A 22440-nucleotide genomic window follows, 5' to 3' on the forward strand; every position below is an offset into this window, starting at 1 on the left:
GGGGTTTGGGCCCCTCTCCCTGGCCCTCTCCCCGGAGGGGAGAGGGGACTACGGCGGGCTTAGACGTTGAAGCGGAAGTGCATCACGTCGCCGTCCTTGACGATGTAGTCCTTGCCTTCCAGGCGCCATTTGCCGGCTTCCTTGGCGCCGCTCTCACCCTTGAACTGGATGAAGTCGTCGTAGGCCACCACTTCGGCGCGGATGAAGCCTTTCTCGAAGTCGGTGTGGATCACGGCGGCGGCCTGGGGGGCGGTGGCGCCGATGCGCACGGTCCAGGCGCGGACTTCCTTCACGCCAGCGGTGAAGTAGGTCTGCAGGTTGAGCAGGTCGTAGCCGGCGCGGATCACGCGGTTCAGGCCCGGCTCTTCCATGCCCATGGACTCGAGGAACATCTGCTTCTCCTCGTCTTCGTCCAGTTCGGCGATTTCGGCCTCGATCTTGTTGCACACCGGCACCACGACGGCGCCTTCTTCCTCGGCGATGGCGCGAACCACCTCGAGGTGCGGGTTGTTGTCGAAGCCGTCTTCGGCGACGTTGGCGATGTACATCACCGGCTTGCTGGTGAGCAGGTGGAAGCCGCGGATGACCGCCTTCTCGTCGGCGCTCATGTTCTTCATCAGGCTGCGTGCGGGCTTGCCTTCGCTGAAGTGGGGGATGAGCTTCTCGAGGATGGCCTTCTGCGCCAGGGCTTCCTTGTCGCCGCCCTTGGCGTTGCGGGTGACCTTCTGCAGTTGCTTCTCGCAGCTGTCGAGGTCGGCGAAGATCAGTTCGAGGTCGATGATCTCGATGTCGCGCTTGGGGTCGACGCTGTTGGCGACGTGGATGACGTTCTCGTCCTCGAAGCAGCGCACCACGTGCGCGATGGCATCGGTCTCGCGGATGTTGGCGAGGAACTTGTTGCCCAGGCCTTCACCCTTGGAGGCGCCCGCTACCAGGCCGGCGATGTCGACGAACTCCATGGTGGTGGGGATCACGCGCTCGGGCTTGACGATGGCGGCCAGGGCGTCCAGGCGGCTGTCAGGCATGGGCACGATGCCGCTGTTCGGCTCGATGGTGCAGAAGGGGAAGTTCTCCGCGGCAATACCGGATTTGGTGAGGGCGTTGAACAGGGTGGACTTGCCGACGTTGGGCAGGCCGACGATGCCGCAGTTGAATCCCATGATGTATCCCTCGCGGAGATGAAGTCGTGAAAAGAGGTCAGGCTTTCTGGCTGTGCAGTTTCTGCATGGCGCGGGTCCAGTCGCCGGCGAGCATCTCGGGCAGCACGCCCAGGGCGTTGTCGATGCTCTTGTCCAGCAGCTCCTGTTCGCTGCGCGGGGCGCGGCCGAGGACGAAGCCGGAGACGAGGCTGGCGTGGCCGGGATGGCCGATGCCGAGGCGCAGGCGGTGGAAGCCGTTCTGATTGCCGCACTGGGCGATGATGTCGCGCAGGCCGTTGTGCCCGCCGTGGCCGCCGCCGAGTTTGAGCTTGGCGACGCCGGGGGGCATGTCGAGTTCGTCGTGCGCCACCAGCATGGCGTCCACCGGGATGCGGAAGAAATTCGCCAGCGCCGCCACGGACTGACCGCTGCGGTTCATGAAGGTGGAGGGGATGAGCAGACGGACGTCGCGGCCCTGATGGCTGAATTTGCCCACCAGGCCGAAATACTTCTTGTCGAGGCTCAGGCTGACGCGTTGGTTGTCGGCCAGGCGCTCAACGAAAAGGGCCCCTGCGTTATGCCGGGTCTGGTCGTATTCGGGGCCTGGATTACCCAGGCCGACGATCAGTTGCACGGCAGTCACGGAGGGGCCCTTCCTTAAAGGCGCGCTGAGTGGATTACTCGGCGGCGCCTTCCTCGCCTTCTTCTTTCGCTACACGGGCAGCGTGGATGTTGGCGACTGCCAGGTCGTTGCCGTGGGCCAGGGCCACCAGCTCGACGCCTTTCGGCAGCTTCAGATCGGACAGGTGAACGATCTGACCGACTTCTACCTTGGCCAGGTCGACTTCGATGAATTCCGGCAGGTCTTTCGGCAGGCAGGAAACTTCGACTTCGTTGATGGTGTGGGACACTTCGCCGCCCTGCTGCTTCACGCCAACGGAGGTAGCTTCGTTGATGAAGTGCAGCGGAACGTGGGCGCTCAGCTTCTGGCCGGCAACGACGCGAACGAAGTCGGCGTGCATGACGTAACCCTTGGACGGGTGACGCTGCAGGGCCTTGATCACGACGTTTTCGGCAGCGCCGTCAACGGTCAGGGCCAGCACGTGGCTGAAGGCGGCTTCGTTTTCCAGCAGCTTGGCCAGTTCTTTGGCGAGGATGCTGATGGATTGAGCTGGCTTGTCGCCACCGTAGATCACGGCAGGAACCAGGCTTTCGTTACGACGCAGGCGGCGGCTCGCACCTTTCCCCAGGTCGGAACGCACGTTGGCATTCAGGGCAAATTCAGTCATTGCAGTTCTCCAAATAAACCAAACCGTCCTCAGCGCTTGCGACCAGCGTTTGGACGGTTGGGCAAAAAGCCCCGCACGGGGCGGGGCACTTGTCGTTCAGGCCTGTTCCGCTTAGCGGAACATCGCGCTGATCGATTCTTCGTTGCTGATGCGGCGAACCGCTTCGGCGATAACCGGGGCCATGTCCAGCTGACGGATGCGGGAGCAGGCCTGAGCCGCGGCGGACAACGGGATGGTGTTGGTCACCACCAGCGCGTCCAGCACGGAGTTTTCCAGATTCTCGATGGCGCGGCCCGACAGCACCGGGTGGGTGGCGTAGGCGTAGACCTTCGAGGCGCCGTGCTCTTTCAGCGCCTTGGCGGCGTGGCAGAGGGTGCCGGCGGTGTCGACCATGTCGTCGACCAGCACGCAGGTGCGGCCGTCGACATCGCCGATGATGTGCATGACTTCGGAGTGGTTGGCCTTCTCACGACGCTTGTCGATGATGGCCAGGTCGACGCCCAGGCTCTTGGCCACGGCGCGGGCGCGAACCACGCCGCCGATGTCCGGGGAGACGATCATCAGGTTCTCGAAGCGCTGATCCTGGATGTCGTCGGTCAGCACCGGCGAGCCGTAGATGTTGTCCACGGGGATGTCGAAGAAGCCCTGGATCTGGTCAGCGTGCAGGTCGACGGTCAGAACGCGGTCGATGCCGACCACGGTCAGCATGTCGGCCACTACCTTGGCGCTGATGGCCACGCGGGCGGAGCGCGGACGGCGATCCTGGCGGGCATAGCCGAAGTAGGGGATGACGGCGGTGATGCGCGTCGCCGAGGAGCGGCGGAAGGCGTCGGCCATCACCACCAGTTCCATCAGGTTGTCGTTGGTCGGTGCGCAGGTCGGCTGGATGATGAAGACATCCTTGCCACGGACGTTCTCGTTGATCTCGGCGCTGACTTCGCCGTCGGAGAACTTGCCCACGGACGCATCGCCCAGAGGAATGTGCAGTTGACGCACGATGCGCCGGGCCAGGTCGGGGTTGGAGTTCCCCGTGAAGACCATCATCTTGGACACGCGCAGTACCTGCCTGGGAGTGGTTCCGATGAATTAAAAAGCTGTTCAGAAAGCGGGCTTCCTGAACAGCTCTCGAGTGTATGGCAGGGGCGGCTGGATTCGAACCAACGCATGGCAGGATCAAAACCTGCTGCCTTACCGCTTGGCGACGCCCCTATGGAGTCAGTCGAATGCTAGGAGGAGGTTATGGCAGGGGCGGCTGGATTCGAACCAACGCATGGCAGGATCAAAACCTGCTGCCTTACCGCTTGGCGACGCCCCTATGGAGTCAGTCGAATGCTAGGAGGAGGTTATGGCAGGGGCGGCTGGATTCGAACCAACGCATGGCAGGATCAAAACCTGCTGCCTTACCGCTTGGCGACGCCCCTGTATCGTATAACCGAATGCCAGGCATTCACTTCCGAGTTGCCATTTCGAGCCTGCGGTGCAGCGGAGACCGATTGCAGCCGCGAGCGACGAAGCTTGGCAGGGTGGCCGGAAGTTGGCGCGAGACTTTATCAGCATCGGCCTGGTTTGGGAAGCTCCCAAACACGCAAGCTCCGGTTCCAGTCATCTTCGCGGCAACAAATTTGTTGAGCGTTTTCAGGGCGTTACGTACTTCGGGGTAACGCTTCTCGACAACCGGCTGACAGTCATTACGACCGCCCCCCTCGGGAAGGCTGCGAACTGTAATGGCGGGGGTATCACGTGTCAACTCGGGGTCGGCAAAAACTTCCGCGGTGCTGATGCTGACCTGCGGAATGGCGACCAGGAACCACGGCTCGTCAAGCTGCACCGGCTGCAGGTGCTCGCCCACGCCCTCGGCGAAGGCCGCGCGGCCCCGCACGAACACCGGCACGTCGGCGCCCAGTGCCAGGCCCAGTTCGGCCAGGCGGTCCTCGCTCATTTCCAGGCGCCACAGGTGGTTGAGGCCGACCAGGGTGGTGGCCGCATCCGAGCTGCCGCCGCCGATGCCGCCGCCCATGGGCAGGCGCTTGTCCAGCCAGATATCGGCGCCGAGGCGGCAACCGCTCTCGGCCTGCAGCTTGCGGGCGGCGCGCACGATCAGATTGGCATCATGCGGCACGCCGGCGATCTCGGTGTGCAGGACGATCTCGCCGTCCTCGCGCAGCGCGAAGCCCAGCTCGTCGCCGTGGTCGAGGAACTGGAACAGGGTCTGTAGCTCGTGGTAACCGTCGGCGCGGCGGCCGAGGATATGCAGCATCAGGTTGAGCTTGGCCGGGGCGGGAAGGATCAGTTCGGCGTGGTCGGGGATAGCTGGATTCGTCATGTGCGGAGCTGAAATGCCGAGTGGGAGTGTCCCCTCTCCCGTTTACGGGAGAGGGTAGGGGAGAGGGTTATTGGTAGCCCCCTCTCCCTGGCCCTCTCCCCGAGGGGAGAGGGAATAATCGGTGCGAGCCTGGCGCTTATTGGCCAGTCGTAGCCCGGATGTAATCCGGGGCGCTTTCGGTGGCGTCGTTCCCGGATTGCATCCGGGCTACAGGTTGTCCGTGGGGCGGTGTTACTGACCGAGCTGGCGCGGCTGCCAGTCCTTGATCACCAAGGTGACGTCGAGGTCCGCGCCGTGCAGCTTGATGCGCTCGGGCAGGCGGTAGCCGTCCTGTTCGGCGTAGCTCAGGTACTGCACCTGCCAGCCGTCCTGTTCCAGGCGGGCCAGGTGGCTGTCGGCGTCGAGGGTCACGCGGCTCTTGCTGTCCGGCGCGGGCAGGCCGCGCACCCACCAGAACAGGTGCGACACCGGCAGACGCCAGCCGAGTTGCTGTTCCAGCAGCGCCTCGGGCGATTCGGCCTGGTAGCGGCCCTGGCTGGCCACTTCCAGCAGCACGTTGCCCTCGCGCCCGGTCAGGCGCGCGGCGCCGCGACCGAGCGGGCCGGACAGGCGGATGTCGAAGTAATCCTGGCGCTGCAGCCAGAACAGCGTGCCGCTGCCGGAATCCTTCGGCGCGCGGATGCCGACCTTGCCGTTGATCTGCCAGCCATCCAGCGCGGCGACCCTGGCCTTGTGGGCCTGCCACTGCTGCGGGTCGCCCTGGCCTTCGACGGCTTCACGGCTGGTGAGGCCGGCGCAGCCGGCGAGGAGGGCGATCAGGCTGAAGACGATGGCGTGACGAAACATGGATCAGAGCTTCTCGGAACCGGTCAGGCGCTGGATGGTGGCGCGCAGGATGGGGCTGTCGGGCTGGGCCTCGAGGGCGGTGGACCAGACCTCGCGGGCCTCGCCCTGCTTGCCACGGGCCCAGAGCACTTCGCCCAGGTGGGCGGCGACCTCGTGGTCGGGATACTTGGCCAGGGCCGCGCGCAGGTAGCGCTCGGCCTCCTCGAGATTGCCCAGGCGATAGTTGACCCAGCCCATGCTGTCGAGGGTGGCGGGGTCTTCGGGGTTGAGCTGGTGGGCGCGCTCGATCAGCGCCTTGGCCTCGTCGTAGCGGGTGGTGCGGTCGGCCAGGGTGTAGCCGAGGGCGTTCAGCGCCGTGGCGTTGTCCGGCTCGCGCTCGATGATGTTGCGCAGGTCGCGCTCCAGGCCGGCCAGGTCACCGCGCTTTTCGGCGAGCATGGCGCGGGTGTAGAGCAGGTTGGTGTCGCCGGGGAACTGCTCCAGCGCCTTGACGATGACCTGCCAGGCCTCCTCGTGGCGCTGGCGGTTGGCCAGGGCCTCGGACTCGATCAGGTACAGCTGGATGGCGTAGTCGGGCTGGCTGTCGCGGGCGCGGGCCAGGCGTGCGCCGGCCTCGGCCATGCGACCCTGCTCGAAGAGGATCTCGGTCTGGCGCACCTGGGCGGGCAGGTAGTCCTCGCCGGGGCCGACCAGGGCGTATTCGATCAGCGCGCTTTCCGGCTCGCCGCGCTGCTCGTAGATGCGCCCCAGATTGAAATGCGCGGCGTCGACGTGGGCGTCGCGCGCCACCAGTTCTTCCAGGTAGACGATGGCCTCGTCCCAGGCCTCCGCCTCCAGGCACACCAGGGCCAGGGAGTAGCGCAGGTCGTCATCGTCCGGGAAGCGCTGGACCAAGCCGGCGAACTCGCTCTTGGCCTCGTCCAGGCGCTTGAGTTCGACCAGCTGGCGGGCGTAGGCCAGGCGCAGGCGCTTGTCCTCGGGGTGTTTCTCGATGCCCTTCTCCAGCAGCGGCAGCGCCTCCTCGCCGCGGCCCAGGCTCTGCAGCAGGCGGGCGCGTAGCAGCAGTGGCGGAATTTCCTCCTGGCTGGCGTCGTGCGCCTCGAGTAGCTCCAGGGCGTCCTCGGCGCGGCCGTCCTGGTGCAGCAGCAGGGCCTTGCCGAACAGCAGCTGGCCGTTCTCCGGGTGCTTCTGCAGGAGGCGGTCGAAGCTCTGCTGCAGACCGTCGCGGGTATCCGGGTCGGTCTCGGCGGCGGACAGCGCGAGGAAGTCGAAATGGGTGTCGCCCTGGCCCAGCAGGACGCGCTCCATATATTCCATGGACTCGTCGTAGCGGCCGGCGCGGGCCAGCTGCACGGCGGCGGCGCGCTGGGCGTCGAGGCTGTCCGGCGCGTTGTTCGACCAGATCAGTGCGGTGTCCAGCGCGGCCTGCTCGGCGCCCAGGTATTCGGCGATGCGGAAGGCGCGCTCGGCCACGGCCGGGTCCTGGGTCGCATTGGCCTGCTGTACGTAGTTGCCGAGGGCGATGTCGAAGCGATTGCGCTGGCCGGCCAGTTCGGCGGCCAGCAGGGCATACAAGGTGTCCTCGCTGAACGAGGCGTACTGCTTGGGCGTCGGGGCCTTGCTGGCCGCGGTGTCCTCCACCGGCGGGGTGCCGTCGGGCGCGGGGGCCAGGGTCTGGCAGCCGGCGAGCAGGAGGGAGGCGGTCAGCAACGCGAGGGATTTATTCATAAGAAAAGCTGCGGTCCGTGGCGTGGCTGCATCATGACACAAGCGGCGGGCGCAAGCCCACCGCGCCTCAGGGACTCGGCTATCGGGTCAATTTGTCGCAACAGTTGTTCTCCCTGGGGTGACGTAGGACAATCGCCCGCTATCTCGAATTCCCTTAGCGACCCTGCATGGCCTTCCTCGCCCTCGGCATCAACCACAAGACCGCCTCGGTGGACGTCCGCGAACGCGTGGCCTTCACCCCCGAGCAACTGGTCGAGGCCCTGCAGCAGCTCTGTCGCGTCACCCCCAGCCGCGAGGCGGCGATCCTCTCCACCTGCAACCGCAGCGAGCTGTACCTGGAGCAGGACCAGCTGTCCGCCGACGACGTGCTGCGCTGGCTGGCCGACTACCATCGCCTCGACCTCGACGACCTGCGCGCCTGTGCCTACGTGCACCAGGACAACGAGGCCGTGCGGCACATGATGCGCGTGGCCTCGGGGCTCGATTCGATGGTCCTCGGCGAGCCGCAGATCCTCGGCCAGATGAAGTCCGCCTACGCCGTGGCGCGCGAGGCCGGCACCGTCGGCCCGCTGCTCGGCCGCCTGTTCCAGGCCACCTTCAGCACCGCCAAGACGGTGCGCACCGACACCGCCATCGGCGAGAACCCGGTGTCGGTGGCCTTCGCCGCGGTCAGCCTGGCCAAGCAGATCTTCGCCGACCTGCACCGCAGCCAGGCCCTGCTGATCGGCGCCGGCGAGACCATCAGCCTGGTCGCCCGCCACCTGCACGACCAGGGCGTGAAGCGCATCGTCGTGGCCAACCGAACCCTCGAGCGCGCCAGCCAGTTGGCCGAGCAGTTCGGCGCGCATGCCGTGCTGCTGGCCGACATCCCGCAGGAACTGGCGCACAGCGACATCGTCATCAGCTCCACCGCCAGCCAGCTGCCGATCCTCGGCAAGGGCGCGGTGGAGCGCGCGCTCAAGCAGCGTAAGCACAAGCCCATGTTCATGGTCGACATCGCCGTGCCGCGCGACATCGAGCCGGAAGTGGGCGAGCTGGACGACGTCTACCTCTATACGGTGGACGACCTGCACGAGGTCATCGAGGAGAACCTCAAGAGCCGCCAGGGCGCTGCCCAGGCCGCCGAGGAGCTGGTCAGCGTCGGCGCCGACGACTTCATGCAGCGCCTGCGCGAACTGGCCGCGGTCGACGTGCTGCGTGCCTATCGCCAGCAGGCCGAACGCCTGCGCGACGAGGAGCTGGCCAAGGCCCAGCGCATGCTCGCCAACGGCAGCAACGCCGACGACGTACTGGCCCAGCTGGCTCGCGGCCTGACCAACAAGCTGCTGCACGCGCCCAGCGTGCAGCTGAAGAAAATCTCCGCCGACGGCCGCTTCGAAGCGCTGGCCGTGGCCCAGGAACTCTTTGCCCTCGACGAGGGCCCGAGCAAGACATGAAAGCCTCCCTGCTGAAGAAACTCGACATCCTCCACGACCGCTTCGAGGAGCTCACCGCGCTGCTCGGCGATGCCGAGGTGATCAGCGACCAGACCCGCTTCCGCGCCTATTCCAAGGAATATGCCGAGGTCGAGCCGGTCATCGCCGCCTACCGCGAGTTCCGCAAGACCCAGGACGACCTCGAGGGCGCCCAGGCGCTGCTCAAGGACGGCGACGCGGAAATGCGCGAGATGGCCGAAGAGGAGGTGGCCCAGGCCAAGGAGGCGCTGGTCGGGCTGGAGGATCGCCTGCAGCGTATGCTGCTGCCCAAGGACCCCAACGACGGTCGCAACGTGTTCCTGGAGATCCGCGCCGGCACCGGCGGCGACGAGGCGGCGATCTTCTCCGGCGACCTGTTCCGCATGTATTCGCGCTATGCCGAGCGCCAGGGCTGGAGGGTCGAGATCCTCTCCGAGAGCGAGGGCGAGCACGGCGGCTACAAGGAAGTCATCAGCCGCGTCGAGGGCGACAACGTCTACGCCAAGCTCAAGTTCGAGTCCGGCGCCCATCGCGTACAGCGCGTGCCGGAAACCGAGTCCCAGGGCCGCATCCATACCTCCGCCTGCACCGTCGCCGTGCTGCCGGAGCCGGACGAGCAGCAGGCCATCGAGATCAACCCGGCCGAGCTGCGCGTGGACACCTACCGCGCTTCGGGCGCCGGCGGCCAGCACGTGAACAAGACCGACTCGGCGATCCGCATCACCCACCTGCCCACCGGCATCGTCGTCGAGTGCCAGGAGGAGCGTTCGCAGCACAAGAACCGCGCCAAGGCCATGGCCTGGCTGGCGGCCAAGCTGCAGGACCAGCAGGACGCCGCGGCGCACAAGGAAATCTCCGACACGCGCAAGCTGCTGGTGGGCTCCGGCGACCGCTCCGAGCGCATCCGCACCTATAACTTCCCGCAAGGCCGGGTCACCGATCACCGCATCAACCTGACCCTCTATTCGCTGAACGAAGTGATCGGCGGCGCGGTGGAGCAGGTGATCGAGCCGCTGCTGCAGGAATACCAGGCCGACCAGCTGGCCGCCCTGGGCGATTGAGCGGCCGGTTGTAGTGCGTACGGCGCACCCGACCCACACCACGTAGGGTGCGCCATGCGCACCGGTAGCCCGGATGAAATCCGGGAAATGCCATTTCCGTCTTGCCGAACGAAGTGATCGGCGGCGCGGCGCAGCAGGTGATCGAGCCGCTGCAGGGAATACCAGGGACCGCCCTGGGAGATTGAGTGGCCGGTTGTAGTGCGCACGGCGCACTCGACCCGCACCACGTAGAGTGCGCCATGCGCACCGGTAGCCCGGATGAAATCCGGGAATGCACGAACCATTATCCCCCCCCTCGGGGGAGAGGGTTAGGGAGAGGGGGCTGTCGTTAGCGCCCTCTTCCAGCCCTTCTTCCGTCAGTGGGAGAGGGGGAGAGGAGATCCCCGCATGGCCAGCATCCAATCCCTGCTCGACAGCACCGCACTACCCGCCTCGCCGAGCGCGCGGCTGGATGTCGAGCTGCTGCTGGCTGCCGCCCTCGGCAAGCCGCGCAGCTACCTGCGCACCTGGCCGGAGCACGAGCCGAGCGCCGAGCAACTGGCCGTCTTCGCCGCCATGCTCGAGCGCCGTCGCGGCGGCGAGCCGGTGGCCTATATCCTCGGCCATCAGGGCTTCTGGAGCCTCGACCTGGAGGTCGCGCCGCACACCCTGATTCCCCGTCCCGACACCGAATTGCTGGTCGAAACAGCCCTGCAACTGGCCCCGGCCACGCCACGGCGAGTGCTCGACCTGGGCACCGGCACCGGCGCCATCGCCCTTGCCCTGGCCAGCGAGCGCGGTGGCTGGCGGGTGACCGGAGTGGATCGCATCGTCGATGCCGTGGCCCTGGCCGAGCGCAATCGCCAGCGCCTCGGCCTGAGCAATGCCGAATTCCGCCAGAGCAGCTGGTTCGAGGCCCTGGCCGGCGAGCGCTTCGACCTGATCGTCAGCAACCCGCCTTATATCGCTGCCGACGACCGTCACCTGGGCGAGGGCGACGTGCGCTTCGAACCGATGAGCGCACTGGTGGCCGGCGCCGATGGGCTGGACGATATCCGCCAGATCGTCGCTCAGGCGCCGCGGCATCTCGATACCGATGGCTGGCTGCTGCTGGAGCACGGCTATGATCAGGCCGAGGCCGTGCGCGAACTGCTGAGAGCCGCCGGCTTCAGCGCCGTGCGGAGCCGCCGCGACCTGGGCGGCCACGAACGTATTTCCCTGGGGCAGCGGACCGCATGACCGTAGAACTGAGCGACGACGAACTCCTGCGCTACAGCCGGCAGATCCTGTTGCCGCAGATCGATGTCGCCGGGCAGCTGAAACTCAAGCAGAGCCGCGTGCTGATCATCGGTCTCGGCGGCCTCGGCTCGCCGGTGGCGTTGTACTTGGCCGCCGCCGGTGTCGGCGAGCTGCATCTGGCCGACTTCGATACGGTCGACCTGACCAACCTGCAGCGGCAGATCATCCACGACGGCACCCAGGTCGGCGTGGCCAAGGTCGATTCCGCCATGGCTCGGCTTGCCGCTCTCAATCCGCAGATCCGCCTGGTGCCGCATCGCACCGCGCTGGACCAGGACTCCCTGGCCGCCGCTGTCGCCGCGGTGGACCTGGTGCTGGACTGCAGCGACAACTTCACCACCCGCGAGGCGGTCAACGCCGCCAGCGTGGCCGCCAGCAGGCCGCTGGTGTCCGGCGCGGCGATTCGCCTGGAGGGGCAGCTCGCGGTGTTCGACCCGCGCGACGCGGCCAGCCCCTGTTACCACTGCCTGTACGGCCATGGCAGCGAGACGGAGCTGACCTGCAGCGAGGCCGGCGTGGTCGGCCCGCTGGTGGGCCTGGTCGGCAGCCTGCAGGCGCTGGAGGCGCTCAAGCTGCTGGCTGGATTCGGCGAGCCGCTGGTGGGCCGGCTGCTGCTGGTCGACGCCCTGGGTTCGCGCTTTCGCGAGCTGCGGGTCAGGCGCGACCCGGCGTGCAGCGTGTGCGGAGGGCGGCCATGAGCCAGGCGCCGGTCGGCGTGTTCGACTCCGGCGTCGGCGGCCTCTCGGTGCTGCGCGAGATTCAGGCACGGCTGCCGGACGAGTCGCTGCTGTATGTGGCCGACAGCGGCCACGTGCCCTATGGCGAGAAGAGCCCCGAGTTCATCCGCGAGCGCAGCCAGAAGATCGCCGAATTCCTCCTGGGGCAGGGCGCCAAGGCGCTGGTGCTGGCGTGCAACACGGCCACCGCGGCGGCCGTGGCCGACCTGCGCGAGCGCTATCCCGAGCTGCCCATCGTCGGCATGGAGCCGGCGGTGAAGCCGGCGGCCGCCGCCACCCGCAGCGGCGTGGTCGGCGTGCTGGCCACCACCGGCACCCTGAAGAGCGCCAAGTTCGCCGCCCTGCTGGATCGCTTCGCCAGCGACGTGCGGGTGATCACCCAGCCCTGCCCGGGACTGGTGGAGCAGGTGGAAGCGGGGGAGCTGGACGGCCCGCACACGCGCGAGCTGCTGCGCGGCTGGGTCGAGCCGCTGCTGGCCGAGGGCTGCGACACGCTGATTCTCGGCTGCACCCACTATCCCTTCATCAAGCCGCTGCTGCGCGAGCTGGTGCCGGAATCGGTGCGCCTGGTGGACACCGGCGCGGCCGTGGCGCGCCATCTGCAATCGCTGCTGGAGCAGCGCCGGCTGCTCGCCTCGGGCCCCGCCGCGCCGGTGCGCTTCTGGAGCAGTGGCGATGCCGCCGCCATGCAGGCGGTGCTGCCGAAATTATTGTCTGAACTTGCCCAGGTCCGCCCGCTCTGTGTTTGAGGCGAGATGAAGGTTTCATTTCGGCGACCGCTTTCTCTTATACAAAATTTTTCTATACTGCAGCGCGATAAGCGTTCGCATCTCCACTCGGTAACAGGAAGGTTACATGAAGAAGATAATTGCTCAGGCGACCGTACTAGCCCTCGGCCTGGCCAGCCTCTCCGCCCAAGCCGTCGATTTCACCGCCGCCGTCGGGCAGAGCGGTGACTCCACCATGGTCTACCGCCTCGGCGCCCAATGGGATTGGGACAAGAGCTGGTGGCAGACCAGCGTGGGCCGCCTGACCGGCTACTGGGATGCCGGCTACACCTTCTGGGATGGCGATGAAACCGCCAGCAACCACAGCCTGTCCTTCGCCCCCGTGTTCGTCTACGAATTCGCCGGCGATAGCGTGCAGCCCTACATCGAGGCCGGTATCGGCGTGGCGGCGTTCTCCAGCACCGAGCTGGAAGAGAACGACCTGGGCTCCTCCTTCCAGTTCGAGGACCGCATCGGCGCCGGCCTGCGCTTCTCCGGTCACGAGATCGGCATCCGCGCGCTGCACTACTCCAACGCCGGCATCAAGCAGCCGAACGACGGCGTAGAGGCCTACACCCTGCATTACCGCACCAGCTTCTAAGGCGGGACGCATGTAAAAAAAGCCGGGCTTCGTGCCCGGCTTTTTCATGCTCGTCGTTCAGCGATAGATGTCGGCCATGCCGCGGCGCTCGTCGCGGCATTCGGCCGAGCCCATCTCGAATTCGCGGCAGATCAGCGGGCGCACCTCGTAGATGGTGCAGCGCATGCTGTCGCGGTCCAGCGCCGCGCACCAACCGTCGTCCAGGCGGCGCATCACCTCGCCACCCCAGTCGTCGGTCTCGATGAAACGCGCGGGCACGCCGGTGTCGCCGATCAGCATCACTTCGAGCTGGCAGCAACAGGCGGCGCAGTTGCTGCAGCTGATGGCGGCGGTGGGCAGTTGCAGGTGGGGAATGGTGCTCATGGGCGCGCAGTGTACGGCAGGCGGCGCGGGCTGGCGCGACCGGCCGACCGGCGTCGCCGCTGCCTGCGCTCGGACCATGCGGGTTCTAGCCGGCGAAGCGAGTGAACAGGCGGTGGCAGATCGGCAGAACGAACGCCCAGACCACGGCGAGCACCAGCAGGGTCGGCAGCGTGCCCAGCGGCAGCGCGACCCCGGCCAGCGTGGCACCGCCGAGATAGGCGGGCGGCGCGCCGAGAGCGCCGAGCACTGCGGCTCGCCACCAGGGGCGCGCGCTCCACGCCAGGCTGTGGCCGAGGGTGCAGGCGAGCAGCGCCCAGAGCAGGATCAGCCAGGCCGGTGGCAGACCGAAGGCGAACAGCCCCAGCGCGCCGAGCGCCCCATCCAGGAGGGTGCCGAACAGGGTCACCGCCAGCACCGCGCGCCACTCGCCGCGACGGCCCGGCCAACGCAGATGCACGGCCAGGCAGAGCAGGACGATCGCCAGCAGCCAGGGCTGGCGCGGGCTCAGCACACAGGCCCACCAGCCGATCTGGAACAGCCCGGCGTTGAACAGCAGCGCGCCCATCAGGCGGTGAGGCGTCCCAGCAGCGGCGCCGGCCGGGCGCCGGCCTTGGCCAGCAGCAGCTGGGCGGTGCCGATGCTGCGTTCGAGGAAGCCGCCCTCGCAGTAGCACAGGTAGAACTCCCACAGCCGGTAGAAGTAGGCGTCGTAGCCCAGCTGCTCCAGCTCGTGGCGGGCGTGCTGCAGGTTGGCGTGCCACAGGCGCAGGGTGCGCGCGTAGTGCAGGCCGAAGTCCTCCATGTGGTGCAGGTTGAAGTCGGTCTCGGCGGTGACCACCTGCAGCATCTTCTGCACCGAGGGCAGGGCGCCGCCGGGGAAGATGTAGCGCTGGATGAAGTCCACCGAGCGGCAGGCCTGCTCATAGCGCTGGTCGCGGATGGTGATGGCCTGCAGCAGCATCAGCCCGTCATCCTTCAGCAGCGCGGCGCACTGGCGGAAGTACTGCGGCAGGAAGCGATGACCGACAGCCTCGACCATCTCGATGGACACCAGCTTGTCGTAGCGCCCGGTCAGGTCGCGGTAGTCCTGCAGCAGCAGGGTGACGCGGTCCTGCAGGCCCTGCTCGTCGATGCGTCGGCGGGTGTAGTCGTACTGCTGTTGCGACAGGGTCGTGGTGGTCACCCGGCAGCCATAATGGCTGGCGGCGTACAGGGCCATGCCGCCCCAGCCGGTGCCGATCTCCAGCAGGTGGTCGTCGGGCTTCAGCTCGAGCTTCTGGCAGATGCGCTCGAGCTTGTTCAGCTGGGCCCGCTCCAGGTCGTCGTCGGTGCCGGCGAACATGGCCGCCGAGTACATCATGGTCGGGTCGAGCAGGCGCTCGAACAGGTCGTTGCCCAGGTCGTAATGGGCGGCGATGTTGCGCCGCGAGCCGCTGCGGGTGTTGCGATTGAGCCAGTGCAGACCCTGCATCAGCGGGCGGCCGACGAGCAGCGCCAGGCCGCGCTCCATGGCATCGAGCACCTCGAGATTGGCGACGAACACGCGGACCACGGCGGTCAGGTCCGGGCTGCGCCAGTAGCCGTGGACATAGGCCTCGCCGGCGCCGATCGAGCCATTGCCGGCCACCAGCGCCCACAGCGCCGGGTCGAGCACCTCGATCTCGCCGTGCAGGCCGGCGTCCGCCGCGCCGAACTCCAGGCGTTCGCCGTTCTCCAGCACGGTCAGCCGGCCGTGGCGCAGGCCGCTCAGCTGACGCAACACCAGGCTGCGCAGCATCCCGGCCCCCAGGCCGTTGCCGGCGCGTACGCTGCTCTTGGCGGAAATCAGGTCAGGGCTCTTCATGGCGGGGCTCCAGTTGGCCAGTACGGAAGGCGCCGTCCGCGGCGCCGTGGTCGAAGATAGGAATGCGCTTGAGCAGCAGGCGCAGGGCCTGCCAGTAGATGCCGAGCAGGGTCGTGGCGGTCATCCAGGGGAAGGCCAGCAGGTGACGGTGCAGGCTGGCGCGGCTCAGCTCGAGGCGGTGCAGGCCGAGGCTGGCGTCGAACAGCTTGGTCGCGCCCTGCCAGTCCTCCATGTGGATGTGCAGGCGCTCACCCGGCGGCGCGTAGCGCATGCGGTATTCCAGCTCGCGCGGCAGAAAGGGCGAGACGTGGAAGCTCTTCTCGACCCGCTGGCGCGACTCGCCCTCGGCATGGGTCGGCAGCACGTAGTGATAGCGCTGGCGCCATGGCGTGTTGCTGACCTCGCAGAGAATCGCCGCCAGGCCGCCGTCGGCGTCGAAGCAGTAGAAGAAGCTCGCCGGGTTGAACGCCAGGCCCCAGCTACGCGGCTGGGTCAGCAGGCAGATGCGCCCGCCCGGCGCGCGGCCCAGGGCCCGCTCGACGCACTGGCGCACGGCCCGGTCCAGCGGCATGCCGGTGCCGGTGAGGTGCGGCAGATAGTCGGATTCGCGGAAGGAAAACGGCGCCCAGCGCCCGCGGCCGGTCAGCGGCGAGAGGCCGAGCACGGCGTCCTGCTCGGCCAGGTCCAGATAGAGCAGGCCGATGCGGTAGCGGAAGGCGTGGCCGCGCGGCAGAAAGCGCCGATGCTGCACCCAGCCCTGGTACAGCGCGCTGTTCACAGGCGCTCCCCGAAGGCTTCGGCCACGCGCAGCGCGCTGACCACGCCGTCTTCATGGAAGCCGTTGGCCCAGTAGGCGCCGCAGTAATAGGTGTGCAACTGGCCGTGCAGTTCTTCCCAACGTTCCTGGGCGCGCAGGCCGGCCAGGCTGTACTGCGGATGGGCGTAGCGGTAGCGGCCGAGGATCTTCGCCGGGTCGATGGCCTCGGTCTGGTTGAGGCTGACGCAAAAGGTGGTGGCGCTGCGCAGGCCCTGCAGGATGTTCATGTTGTAGGTCACCGCCGCGGGCCGCTCGGCCGCGCCGCCGAGGCGGTAGTTCCAGCTGGCCCAGGCCAGGCGGCGCGAGGGCAGCAGGCGGCTGTCGTGGTGCAGCACCACCTCGTTCTCGGCATAGCGCAGGTCGCCGAGAATGCTCTGCTCGGCCAGGCTGGGCGAGGCCAGCAGGGCCAGGGCCTGGTCGCTGTGGCAGGCGAAGATGATGCGGTCGAAATACTCCACGCCGGCCGGGCTGTGCACGATCACGCCACTGGCGTCGCGCTGCACCCGCTGCACCGGGCAATTGAGGCGGATGCGCTCGGCGAAGCCGGCGGTCAGTGGCGCGATATAGCTGCGCGAGCCGCCCTCGACCACCCGCCACTGCGGCCGGTCGTTGACCGACAGCAGGCCGTGGTTGCGGAAGAAGCGCACGAAGAACTGCAGCGGAAAGCCCAGCATGTCGGCCAGCGACATGGACCAGATGGCCGCGCCCATGGGCACGATGTAGTGGTCGATGAAGCGCCGGCCATAGCGGCGCTGCTCCAGGTAGGCACCGAGGGTGATGTCGGTGTCGATGCGCTGCTGCGCCAGGTCGGCCTGGGCCTCGCGGTTGAAGCGCAGGATGTCGCGCAGCATGCCCCAGAAGGCCGGCGAGACCAGGTTGCGCCGACGTGCGAACAGGCTGTTGAGGTTGTTGCCGTTGTACTGCTCGTCGTTGCGCGGGTCATGCACCGAGAAGCTCATCTCGGTGGGGCGCGAGGCGACGCCGAGGCGCTCCAGGAGGCGGATGAAGTTGGGGTAGGTCCAGTCGTTGAAGACGATGAAACCGGTGTCGATGGCGTGGCGCTCGCCGTCGAGCTCGACGTCCACGGTGTGGGTATGGCCGCCGACCCAGTCACCGGCCTCGAACAGGGTGATGTCGTGACGGCGATGCAGCAGGTAGGCGCAGGTCAGGCCGGAAATACCACTGCCGACGATGGCAACTTTCATGGGCGCTGCTCCGAGCGAGATAGACGTTTGCCGAGCGCCAGCTGCAGCCCGGCGGGCAGCAGGCCGAGCAGACGCAGGGTGGTGATGAACGGCGTGGGGAAGGCGATTTCGTAGGGCTGGCCGTCGAGTCGCGCGGCGATATGGCGGGCGGCTTTTTCCGCCGGCCAGCGCATCGGCATGGGGAAGTCGTTCTGCCGCGTCAGCGGTGTGTCGACGAAGCCGGGGCTGACCAGGGTGACGGCGATGCCCTCGGCCGCCAGGTCGATGCGCAGCGACTCGAACAGGTAGCGCACGGCCGCCTTGGACGCACCATAGGCCTCGGCGCGGGGCAGCGGCAGGTAGGTGACCGAGCTGCCCATCGCCACCAGGTGCGGCCGTTCGCTGGCGCGCAGCAACGGCAGCGCGGCCTCCACGCAGTGGGCGGCGGACATCAGGTTGCTGCGCATGACCCGCTCGACTGCGGTGGCGCGGAAGTCGTCGACCTCGATGTATTCGCAGGTGCCGGCGTTGAGGATGGCCTGGTCCAGCGCGCCCCAGTGCCCGGCGATGCGCTCGCCGATGGCGCGCACCTGTTCGGCGTCGGTGAGGTCGCCGGGCGCCAGCAGCACCTGGTCCGGGAAACGTTCGGCCAGCCGCTGCAGGGCGGCGGCGTCGCGCGCGCTCACGGCCAGGCGGTGACCGTCGCGCAGCAGCACCTCGGCCAGGGCCGCGCCGATGCCGCTGCTGGCGCCGGTGAGCCAGATGCGCCGGCTCATGCCAGCCTCCGCTTCAGCCAGGCGATGGCTCCGCCCATCAGCGGCAGATGCTCGTAGAGCATGGCGCCGGCGTCGAAGTAGTCGCGGTGCTGGTAGACCTTGTCCCACCACAGCAGGTGCGAGCAGCCGTCGACGGTGATCGGCGCGCCGCCACGCAGGCGCGGGTGGCGGAAGGTCATGGTCCAGCGCAGGTAGCCCTCGCCGTCGCCCGCCTGGTCGTGGCCGTGGAAGTCGAAGTGCAGCTCGCGCACGTTGGCGTACAGCTCGGCGAAATAGTCCCGCAGGTCCGGCAGGCCGTGCACTTCGTGCAGCGGGTCGCGGAAGCGGATGTCCTCGCTGTACAGCGAACCGAGGCGATGCAGGTTGTCGGCATCGAGGGCGGCGAAGTCGGCGGCGAAGCGGCGCAGGAAATCAGACATGGGCGACGTTCCTCGCGGGCAGGTTCTTGAACGCCTGCAGCGCGCGCTCGCGCGAGCTGCCCAGGTCGACGATGGGTGCCGGGTAATCGGCCGCGGCGAACAGCCCACCGAGCGCCGCCGGGTTATGGATGTCGCGGTCGTTTAGCTGCGCCAGTTCCGGCAGCCAGGCGCGGATGAAGCGGCCCTGCGGGTCGAACTTCTGCGACTGGCTGACCGGGTTGAAGATGCGGAAGTAGGGCGCGGCGTCGGTGCCGGTGGAGGCGCTCCATTGCCAGCCGCCGTTGTTGGCGGCCAGGTCGCCGTCGATCAGGTGGCGCATGAACCAGCGCTCGCCCTTGCGCCAGTCGATCAGCAGGTTCTTGGTCAGGAACATCGCTACCACCATGCGCAGGCGGTTGTGCATCCAGCCGGTGGCCAGCAGCTGGCGCATGGCGGCGTCGACGATGGGGATGCCGGTGCGGCCCTGTTGCCAGGCCTGCAGCTCGTCCGGCGCGTGGCGCCAGGCCAGGGCCTCGGTCTCCAGGCGGAAGGGGCGGTGGCGGGAGACGCGCGGGTAGCCGACCAGGATGTGCTTGTAGAACTCGCGCCAGAGCAGCTCGTTGATCCAGGTGACGGCGCCCGGATTGCCGGTCTCGAACTCGCCCTGGTTGCTGCGCAGCGCGGCGTGCAGGCACTGGCGTGGCGAGACCACGCCGGCGGCCAGGTAGGGCGAGAGGCGGCTGGTGCCGTCCACGCCGGGAATGTCGCGGCGCTGCTGGTACCAGCCCATGAGTTCGTCGACGAACAGCGCCAGGCGTTTCTGGGCGGCGTCCTCGCCGGCCGGCCATGCTTCGCGCAGTCCCGCTTCGGGAATGGCGAAGCCCTCGACGGCGGAGGGAATCGGGTCGCTGGCGATGGCCAGCGGCGCCTGCCGCGACGGCATCGGCACCCGCGCCGGCAGGGCGGTGTGCAGGCGCTGGTAGCAGACCTTGCGGAACTGGCTGAACACCTGGAAGTAGCTGCCGGACTGGGTCAGCACGCTGCCGGGAGCGAAGAACAGCTGGTCCAGCCGCTGCTGGAAGGCGACGCCCTGGCGCCGCAGCTCCTGTTCCACCGCGTGGTCGCGGGCCTGCTCGTTGACGCCGTACTCCTCGTTGGCCCAGACCGCGGCGATCTCGTGCTCGCGGCACAGCTCGGCCAGCACCCGGGGCGCCTCGCGCCAGTGGTCGGCGAAGCGGATCAGCAGCGGCACGTTGAGGTCGGCCAGGCGCGGCTGCAGCGCGGCCAGGTTGCGCAGCCAGAAGTCGACCTTGCACGGCGCATCGTCGTGCTCGCGCCACTGCCCGGGGCTGATCAGGTATACGGCAAGCGTCGGGCCGGCCGCCATGGCGGCGGCCAGCGCGCCGTTGTCGGCCACGCGCAGGTCGCTGCGCAGCCAGATCAGCTGGCGCACGGCTCGTTCTCCAGCAGGCCCAGCTCGCGCAGGCACTGCTCGGCGAGCAGCGGGTCGGCGGCCAGGTGCAGGCCGGCGAGGCTCTGCAGCTCGTCGTGGTGGATGGTGGCCGCCGGGCCGGCCAGCAGCAGCGGCACCGAGCAGGCCTCGACCAGGCGCGGCAGCTGGTGACGCAGCGGTGCGCCCAGGGCCTGGCTGGAATACAGCACCAGTGCGCGCGGGCCGATGTGGTCCACCGCCTGCACCAGCTCGCTGGTCGGCACCGACCAGTCCAGCACCTGCGCCGCGCAACCGGCGCCGTTGATCAGCCAGGCGCTCAGCCACAGGCCCGGCTCCAGGTACAGGCCGGACTGGCTGACCAGCAGCAGCGGTGCGCCGTTGTGCTGGCGGTTGTCGTGATGCAGGCGCGCGCCCAGCTTGCTGCGCAACCAGGAGTGGAAGAACACCTGTTCCAGCTGAGCGCCGAACGGCAGGTCGCGCCAGCGCAGGTCCAGCTCCGCCAGCAGCGGAAGAAGCAGCTGCGCGCAGAGCACCCGCGGCGGGTAGAGCGACTGGGCGCGGTTGAAGGCCTCGTCCAGGCTGCGCTCGGCCTGGCGCGCCACGGCCTGGAGCATGGCCTGGCGCAGTTCGTCCCAGATGCCGCTGGGCGCCGCTTCGACGGGCGCGGCCTGCTCCAGCAGATCGCGCACCTGGCCGACCGCCACGCCGCGGTTGAGCCAGGTCAGCACCTGCTGGATGCGCTGCACCTGCTCCGGCGCATACAGGCGGTGGCCCTTGGCGGTGCGGTAGGGCACCACCAGACCGTAGCGCCGCTCCCAGGCGCGCAGGGTCACCGGGTTGACCCCGGTGCTGCGCGCCACTTCGCGGATGGGCAGGTAGCCGAGCGCCAGGGCGCTCGGGTAGTCGACGGGGGTCTCGCTCAAATCGCGTTCCTCAAACTGAGATCGTCCGGGTACGGACGCAGGTAGTCCTGGCTCGCCACGTAGGCATGCGGGTGACGGTTGAAGTGGTGGCGCAGCAGCGTCAGGGGGACCACCAGCGGCACGACCCCGGTGCGGTACTGCTCGATCAGCTGTTGCAGTTCCGCGCGCTCGGCGTCGTCGAGGTGCTGCTTGAGGTAGCCGCTCAGGTGCTGCAGCACGTTGCTGTGGGTGCCGCGGGTGGCGCGTCGGCTCAGTGCCGCCATCAGCTGGCTGAAGTAGCGCGGGCCGAGCTCCTCGGGGTCGTGCCGGCCGAGGTCGCCGAGCAGGCGACCCAGGGCCTTCTGCTGCTGCGGATGGGTGGCCATCAGCAGGTACTTGTGGCGCGCGTGGAAGTCGATCAGGCCCTGGCGGGTCAGGCCCGCGGCCAGCAGGCGCTGCCAGCGGCCATAGACGAACACCCGGTTGAGGAAGTTTTCGCGCAGCACCGGGTCGTGCAGGCGGCCTTCCTCCTCCATCGGCAATTCGGGGCGCAGGGCCTGCAGCGCGGCGGCGAACACGCCGCGGCCGCCGGCCTCGGCGAGGTGGCCGTTGTCACGGTACAGCTTGACCCGGTGCAGTCCGCAGGAGGGCGACTTCTGCATCAGCACATAGCCGCTGATGTCGGCCAGCTCGTCGGCGGTGCGCGCGGCCTGGGCCTGCAGCACGTCGGTCAGGTCGCGGCCGTGCTCGGGCATCACCGCCCGCGGTGCGCTGGCGTCGCCGACCAGGCGGATGACCGGCCGCGGTGCGCCCAGGCCCACGGCCATCTCCGGGCACACCGGCACCAGCTCGAAATGTTCGGCAAGCACCTCGGTGCACAGCGACGAGTGCTTGTGTCCGCCGTTGAAACGCACCCGCTCGCCGAGCAGGCAGGCGCTGATTCCCAGCTTGAGGCGGTCCATGCGCACCTCCAAACTTGTACAAATTGAAATTCTTGTACAAGTAAACATGCGGGCGCTTACTTGTACAAGTGATTTGTTTTGTACAAGTTTTTACGGGGCGAACGCGGGGGCGTGGCCGAGAGAAGGCGGCTTCACGAAGGGAAGGGTGTTGTCAGGAGGGAGCGGCGCGGCCCGGGCGGGCGACTCAGGGATAACCGAGCAGCGTCTTGATCTGCGCCAGGTGCGCTGCGACCCAGGCGCGGTCGATGGGGCCCCAGTCGCGGATCGCGTAGTGCCCGGCGTTGTTGCGCGCGCCGTCCTGCTGGACGAAGTCGCAGACGATGTCCAGTTCGCCGAGGGCGGCCAGGGTGTCCTGGGCGGTACGGCGCGGCATGCCGGTGGCCTCCATCAGCGCCGGCACGCTGGCGGCCGCGCCGCTGTCGATCAGCCAGGCCACGTAGAGGCGACGGTAGAAGCTGGTGCGGGTCTTGCTGACTTCCATGGGCGCTCCTGGCCGGGATGCGAAGAGGCCCGCGAACGC

The 22440-nt window shown here is 68.1% G+C and carries 24 protein-coding genes and 3 tRNA genes; 6 read left to right on the top strand and 21 right to left on the bottom strand.

Annotated features, from left to right (window positions below; genetic code table 11):
- Window positions 1–59: 59 nt before the first annotated feature.
- From ychF to NF616_RS15490, 10 genes are all read right to left on the bottom strand, one after another.
- Entirely contained in the window at window positions 60–1160 is a 1101-nt protein-coding gene (ychF, locus tag NF616_RS15445; RefSeq protein ID WP_252274184.1) for a redox-regulated ATPase YchF, read from the bottom strand.
- Between the two features lie 37 nt (window positions 1161–1197).
- The gene (pth, locus tag NF616_RS15450) at window positions 1198–1782 is read right to left on the bottom strand and encodes an aminoacyl-tRNA hydrolase (RefSeq protein WP_252274185.1); all 585 of its coding nucleotides are present in this window, start codon (window positions 1780–1782) and stop codon (window positions 1198–1200) included.
- A gap of 34 nt (window positions 1783–1816) precedes the next feature.
- Window positions 1817–2428 (bottom strand): 50S ribosomal protein L25/general stress protein Ctc, encoded by a 612-nt coding sequence (locus NF616_RS15455; RefSeq protein ID WP_252274186.1) that lies wholly within the window; start codon window positions 2426–2428, stop codon window positions 1817–1819.
- Between the two features lie 111 nt (window positions 2429–2539).
- Window positions 2540–3481: a ribose-phosphate pyrophosphokinase gene (locus tag NF616_RS15460; RefSeq protein WP_252274187.1), complete on the bottom strand. Its 942-nt coding sequence runs from the start codon at window positions 3479–3481 to the stop codon at window positions 2540–2542.
- Between the two features lie 81 nt (window positions 3482–3562).
- A tRNA-Gln gene (locus NF616_RS15465) sits at window positions 3563–3637 on the bottom strand.
- Window positions 3638–3668: 31 nt separating this feature from the next.
- Window positions 3669–3743, bottom strand: a tRNA-Gln gene (locus tag NF616_RS15470).
- A 31-nt stretch (window positions 3744–3774) separates the two neighbouring features.
- Window positions 3775–3849: transfer RNA gene (locus NF616_RS15475), tRNA-Gln, on the bottom strand.
- Between the two features lie 26 nt (window positions 3850–3875).
- Window positions 3876–4751, bottom strand: a complete 876-nt coding sequence (gene ispE / locus NF616_RS15480) for a 4-(cytidine 5'-diphospho)-2-C-methyl-D-erythritol kinase (RefSeq protein ID WP_252274188.1) — start codon at window positions 4749–4751, stop codon at window positions 3876–3878.
- 231 nt (window positions 4752–4982) lie between these two features.
- On the bottom strand, window positions 4983–5597 hold the full coding sequence (gene lolB / locus NF616_RS15485; protein ID WP_252274189.1) for a lipoprotein insertase outer membrane protein LolB: 615 nt from the start codon (window positions 5595–5597) through the stop codon (window positions 4983–4985).
- A gap of 3 nt (window positions 5598–5600) precedes the next feature.
- Window positions 5601–7325: a tetratricopeptide repeat protein gene (locus tag NF616_RS15490; protein WP_252274190.1), complete on the bottom strand. Its 1725-nt coding sequence runs from the start codon at window positions 7323–7325 to the stop codon at window positions 5601–5603.
- A gap of 167 nt (window positions 7326–7492) precedes the next feature.
- Between NF616_RS15490 and hemA the strand changes: the two genes are divergently transcribed.
- From hemA to NF616_RS15520, 6 genes are all read left to right on the top strand, one after another.
- The gene (gene hemA / locus NF616_RS15495; protein WP_252274191.1) at window positions 7493–8761 is read left to right on the top strand and encodes a glutamyl-tRNA reductase; all 1269 of its coding nucleotides are present in this window, start codon (window positions 7493–7495) and stop codon (window positions 8759–8761) included.
- On the top strand, window positions 8758–9840 hold the full coding sequence (gene prfA / locus NF616_RS15500; protein WP_252274192.1) for a peptide chain release factor 1: 1083 nt from the start codon (window positions 8758–8760) through the stop codon (window positions 9838–9840). Before hemA ends, prfA begins: the two co-directional genes overlap by 4 nt.
- Before the next feature lie 387 nt (window positions 9841–10227).
- Window positions 10228–11058, top strand: a complete 831-nt coding sequence (prmC, locus tag NF616_RS15505; protein ID WP_252274193.1) for a peptide chain release factor N(5)-glutamine methyltransferase — start codon at window positions 10228–10230, stop codon at window positions 11056–11058.
- Window positions 11055–11816: a molybdopterin-synthase adenylyltransferase MoeB gene (locus NF616_RS15510; RefSeq protein WP_252274194.1), complete on the top strand. Its 762-nt coding sequence runs from the start codon at window positions 11055–11057 to the stop codon at window positions 11814–11816. The genes prmC and NF616_RS15510 overlap by 4 nt, the downstream gene beginning before the upstream one ends.
- Window positions 11813–12604, top strand: a complete 792-nt coding sequence (gene murI / locus NF616_RS15515; protein ID WP_252274195.1) for a glutamate racemase — start codon at window positions 11813–11815, stop codon at window positions 12602–12604. The genes NF616_RS15510 and murI overlap by 4 nt, the downstream gene beginning before the upstream one ends.
- A 106-nt stretch (window positions 12605–12710) precedes the next feature.
- Window positions 12711–13223: an acyloxyacyl hydrolase gene (locus NF616_RS15520; RefSeq protein WP_252274196.1), complete on the top strand. Its 513-nt coding sequence runs from the start codon at window positions 12711–12713 to the stop codon at window positions 13221–13223.
- 57 nt (window positions 13224–13280) lie between these two features.
- On the opposite strand, the gene NF616_RS15525 is transcribed toward NF616_RS15520, so the two are convergent.
- From NF616_RS15525 to NF616_RS15575, 11 genes are all read right to left on the bottom strand, one after another.
- Complete coding sequence (locus tag NF616_RS15525) at window positions 13281–13586, bottom strand: YkgJ family cysteine cluster protein (RefSeq protein ID WP_252274197.1); 306 nt, start codon at window positions 13584–13586, stop codon at window positions 13281–13283.
- An 85-nt stretch (window positions 13587–13671) separates the two neighbouring features.
- Window positions 13672–14151 carry a DUF2878 domain-containing protein gene (locus NF616_RS15530; RefSeq protein ID WP_252274198.1) on the bottom strand — a complete coding sequence of 160 codons (480 nt, stop codon included), beginning with the start codon at window positions 14149–14151 and terminating at the stop codon, window positions 13672–13674.
- On the bottom strand, window positions 14151–15428 hold the full coding sequence (locus NF616_RS15535; protein WP_252274199.1) for an SAM-dependent methyltransferase: 1278 nt from the start codon (window positions 15426–15428) through the stop codon (window positions 14151–14153). The genes NF616_RS15530 and NF616_RS15535 overlap by 1 nt, the downstream gene beginning before the upstream one ends.
- Complete coding sequence (locus NF616_RS15540) at window positions 15415–16206, bottom strand: DUF1365 domain-containing protein (protein ID WP_252274200.1); 792 nt, start codon at window positions 16204–16206, stop codon at window positions 15415–15417. Before NF616_RS15540 ends, NF616_RS15535 begins: the two co-directional genes overlap by 14 nt.
- Entirely contained in the window at window positions 16203–17450 is a 1248-nt protein-coding gene (locus tag NF616_RS15545; RefSeq protein WP_252274201.1) for an NAD(P)/FAD-dependent oxidoreductase, read from the bottom strand. The genes NF616_RS15540 and NF616_RS15545 overlap by 4 nt, the downstream gene beginning before the upstream one ends.
- Window positions 17447–18205 (bottom strand): SDR family NAD(P)-dependent oxidoreductase, encoded by a 759-nt coding sequence (locus NF616_RS15550; protein ID WP_252274202.1) that lies wholly within the window; start codon window positions 18203–18205, stop codon window positions 17447–17449. Before NF616_RS15550 ends, NF616_RS15545 begins: the two co-directional genes overlap by 4 nt.
- Window positions 18202–18624 (bottom strand): nuclear transport factor 2 family protein, encoded by a 423-nt coding sequence (locus NF616_RS15555; RefSeq protein ID WP_252274203.1) that lies wholly within the window; start codon window positions 18622–18624, stop codon window positions 18202–18204. The genes NF616_RS15550 and NF616_RS15555 overlap by 4 nt, the downstream gene beginning before the upstream one ends.
- On the bottom strand, window positions 18617–20056 hold the full coding sequence (gene phrB, locus NF616_RS15560) for a deoxyribodipyrimidine photo-lyase (protein WP_252274204.1): 1440 nt from the start codon (window positions 20054–20056) through the stop codon (window positions 18617–18619). The genes NF616_RS15555 and phrB overlap by 8 nt, the downstream gene beginning before the upstream one ends.
- Window positions 20044–20979 carry a MerR family transcriptional regulator gene (locus NF616_RS15565; RefSeq protein WP_252274205.1) on the bottom strand — a complete coding sequence of 312 codons (936 nt, stop codon included), beginning with the start codon at window positions 20977–20979 and terminating at the stop codon, window positions 20044–20046. Before NF616_RS15565 ends, phrB begins: the two co-directional genes overlap by 13 nt.
- Window positions 20976–21920 (bottom strand): YbgA family protein, encoded by a 945-nt coding sequence (locus tag NF616_RS15570; protein WP_286675082.1) that lies wholly within the window; start codon window positions 21918–21920, stop codon window positions 20976–20978. Before NF616_RS15570 ends, NF616_RS15565 begins: the two co-directional genes overlap by 4 nt.
- 184 nt (window positions 21921–22104) lie before the next feature.
- Window positions 22105–22401, bottom strand: a complete 297-nt coding sequence (locus NF616_RS15575) for a winged helix-turn-helix domain-containing protein (protein ID WP_252274207.1) — start codon at window positions 22399–22401, stop codon at window positions 22105–22107.
- Window positions 22402–22440: the final 39 nt, after the last annotated feature.

This window comes from Pseudomonas subflava, from assembly GCF_023823685.1.
Classification (GTDB): domain Bacteria; phylum Pseudomonadota; class Gammaproteobacteria; order Pseudomonadales; family Pseudomonadaceae; genus Aquipseudomonas; species Aquipseudomonas subflava.

Coding starts and splice junctions, on each gene's coding strand:
- ispE (WP_252274188.1), bottom strand. CDS start 4,751: ATGACGAATCCAGCTATCCCCGACCACGCCGAACTGATCCTTCCCGCC.
- NF616_RS15535 (WP_252274199.1), bottom strand. CDS start 15,428: ATGAAGAGCCCTGACCTGATTTCCGCCAAGAGCAGCGTACGCGCCGGC.
- prmC (WP_252274193.1), top strand. CDS start 10,228: ATGGCCAGCATCCAATCCCTGCTCGACAGCACCGCACTACCCGCCTCG.
- NF616_RS15545 (WP_252274201.1), bottom strand. CDS start 17,450: ATGAAAGTTGCCATCGTCGGCAGTGGTATTTCCGGCCTGACCTGCGCC.
- lolB (WP_252274189.1), bottom strand. CDS start 5,597: ATGTTTCGTCACGCCATCGTCTTCAGCCTGATCGCCCTCCTCGCCGGC.
- NF616_RS15510 (WP_252274194.1), top strand. CDS start 11,055: ATGACCGTAGAACTGAGCGACGACGAACTCCTGCGCTACAGCCGGCAG.
- NF616_RS15555 (WP_252274203.1), bottom strand. CDS start 18,624: ATGTCTGATTTCCTGCGCCGCTTCGCCGCCGACTTCGCCGCCCTCGAT.
- NF616_RS15575 (WP_252274207.1), bottom strand. CDS start 22,401: ATGGAAGTCAGCAAGACCCGCACCAGCTTCTACCGTCGCCTCTACGTG.
- NF616_RS15520 (WP_252274196.1), top strand. CDS start 12,711: ATGAAGAAGATAATTGCTCAGGCGACCGTACTAGCCCTCGGCCTGGCC.
- murI (WP_252274195.1), top strand. CDS start 11,813: ATGAGCCAGGCGCCGGTCGGCGTGTTCGACTCCGGCGTCGGCGGCCTC.
- NF616_RS15570 (WP_286675082.1), bottom strand. CDS start 21,920: ATGGACCGCCTCAAGCTGGGAATCAGCGCCTGCCTGCTCGGCGAGCGG.
- NF616_RS15490 (WP_252274190.1), bottom strand. CDS start 7,325: ATGAATAAATCCCTCGCGTTGCTGACCGCCTCCCTCCTGCTCGCCGGC.
- NF616_RS15525 (WP_252274197.1), bottom strand. CDS start 13,586: ATGAGCACCATTCCCCACCTGCAACTGCCCACCGCCGCCATCAGCTGC.
- NF616_RS15530 (WP_252274198.1), bottom strand. CDS start 14,151: ATGGGCGCGCTGCTGTTCAACGCCGGGCTGTTCCAGATCGGCTGGTGG.
- NF616_RS15455 (WP_252274186.1), bottom strand. CDS start 2,428: ATGACTGAATTTGCCCTGAATGCCAACGTGCGTTCCGACCTGGGGAAA.
- hemA (WP_252274191.1), top strand. CDS start 7,493: ATGGCCTTCCTCGCCCTCGGCATCAACCACAAGACCGCCTCGGTGGAC.
- NF616_RS15550 (WP_252274202.1), bottom strand. CDS start 18,205: ATGAGCCGGCGCATCTGGCTCACCGGCGCCAGCAGCGGCATCGGCGCG.
- ychF (WP_252274184.1), bottom strand. CDS start 1,160: ATGGGATTCAACTGCGGCATCGTCGGCCTGCCCAACGTCGGCAAGTCC.
- prfA (WP_252274192.1), top strand. CDS start 8,758: ATGAAAGCCTCCCTGCTGAAGAAACTCGACATCCTCCACGACCGCTTC.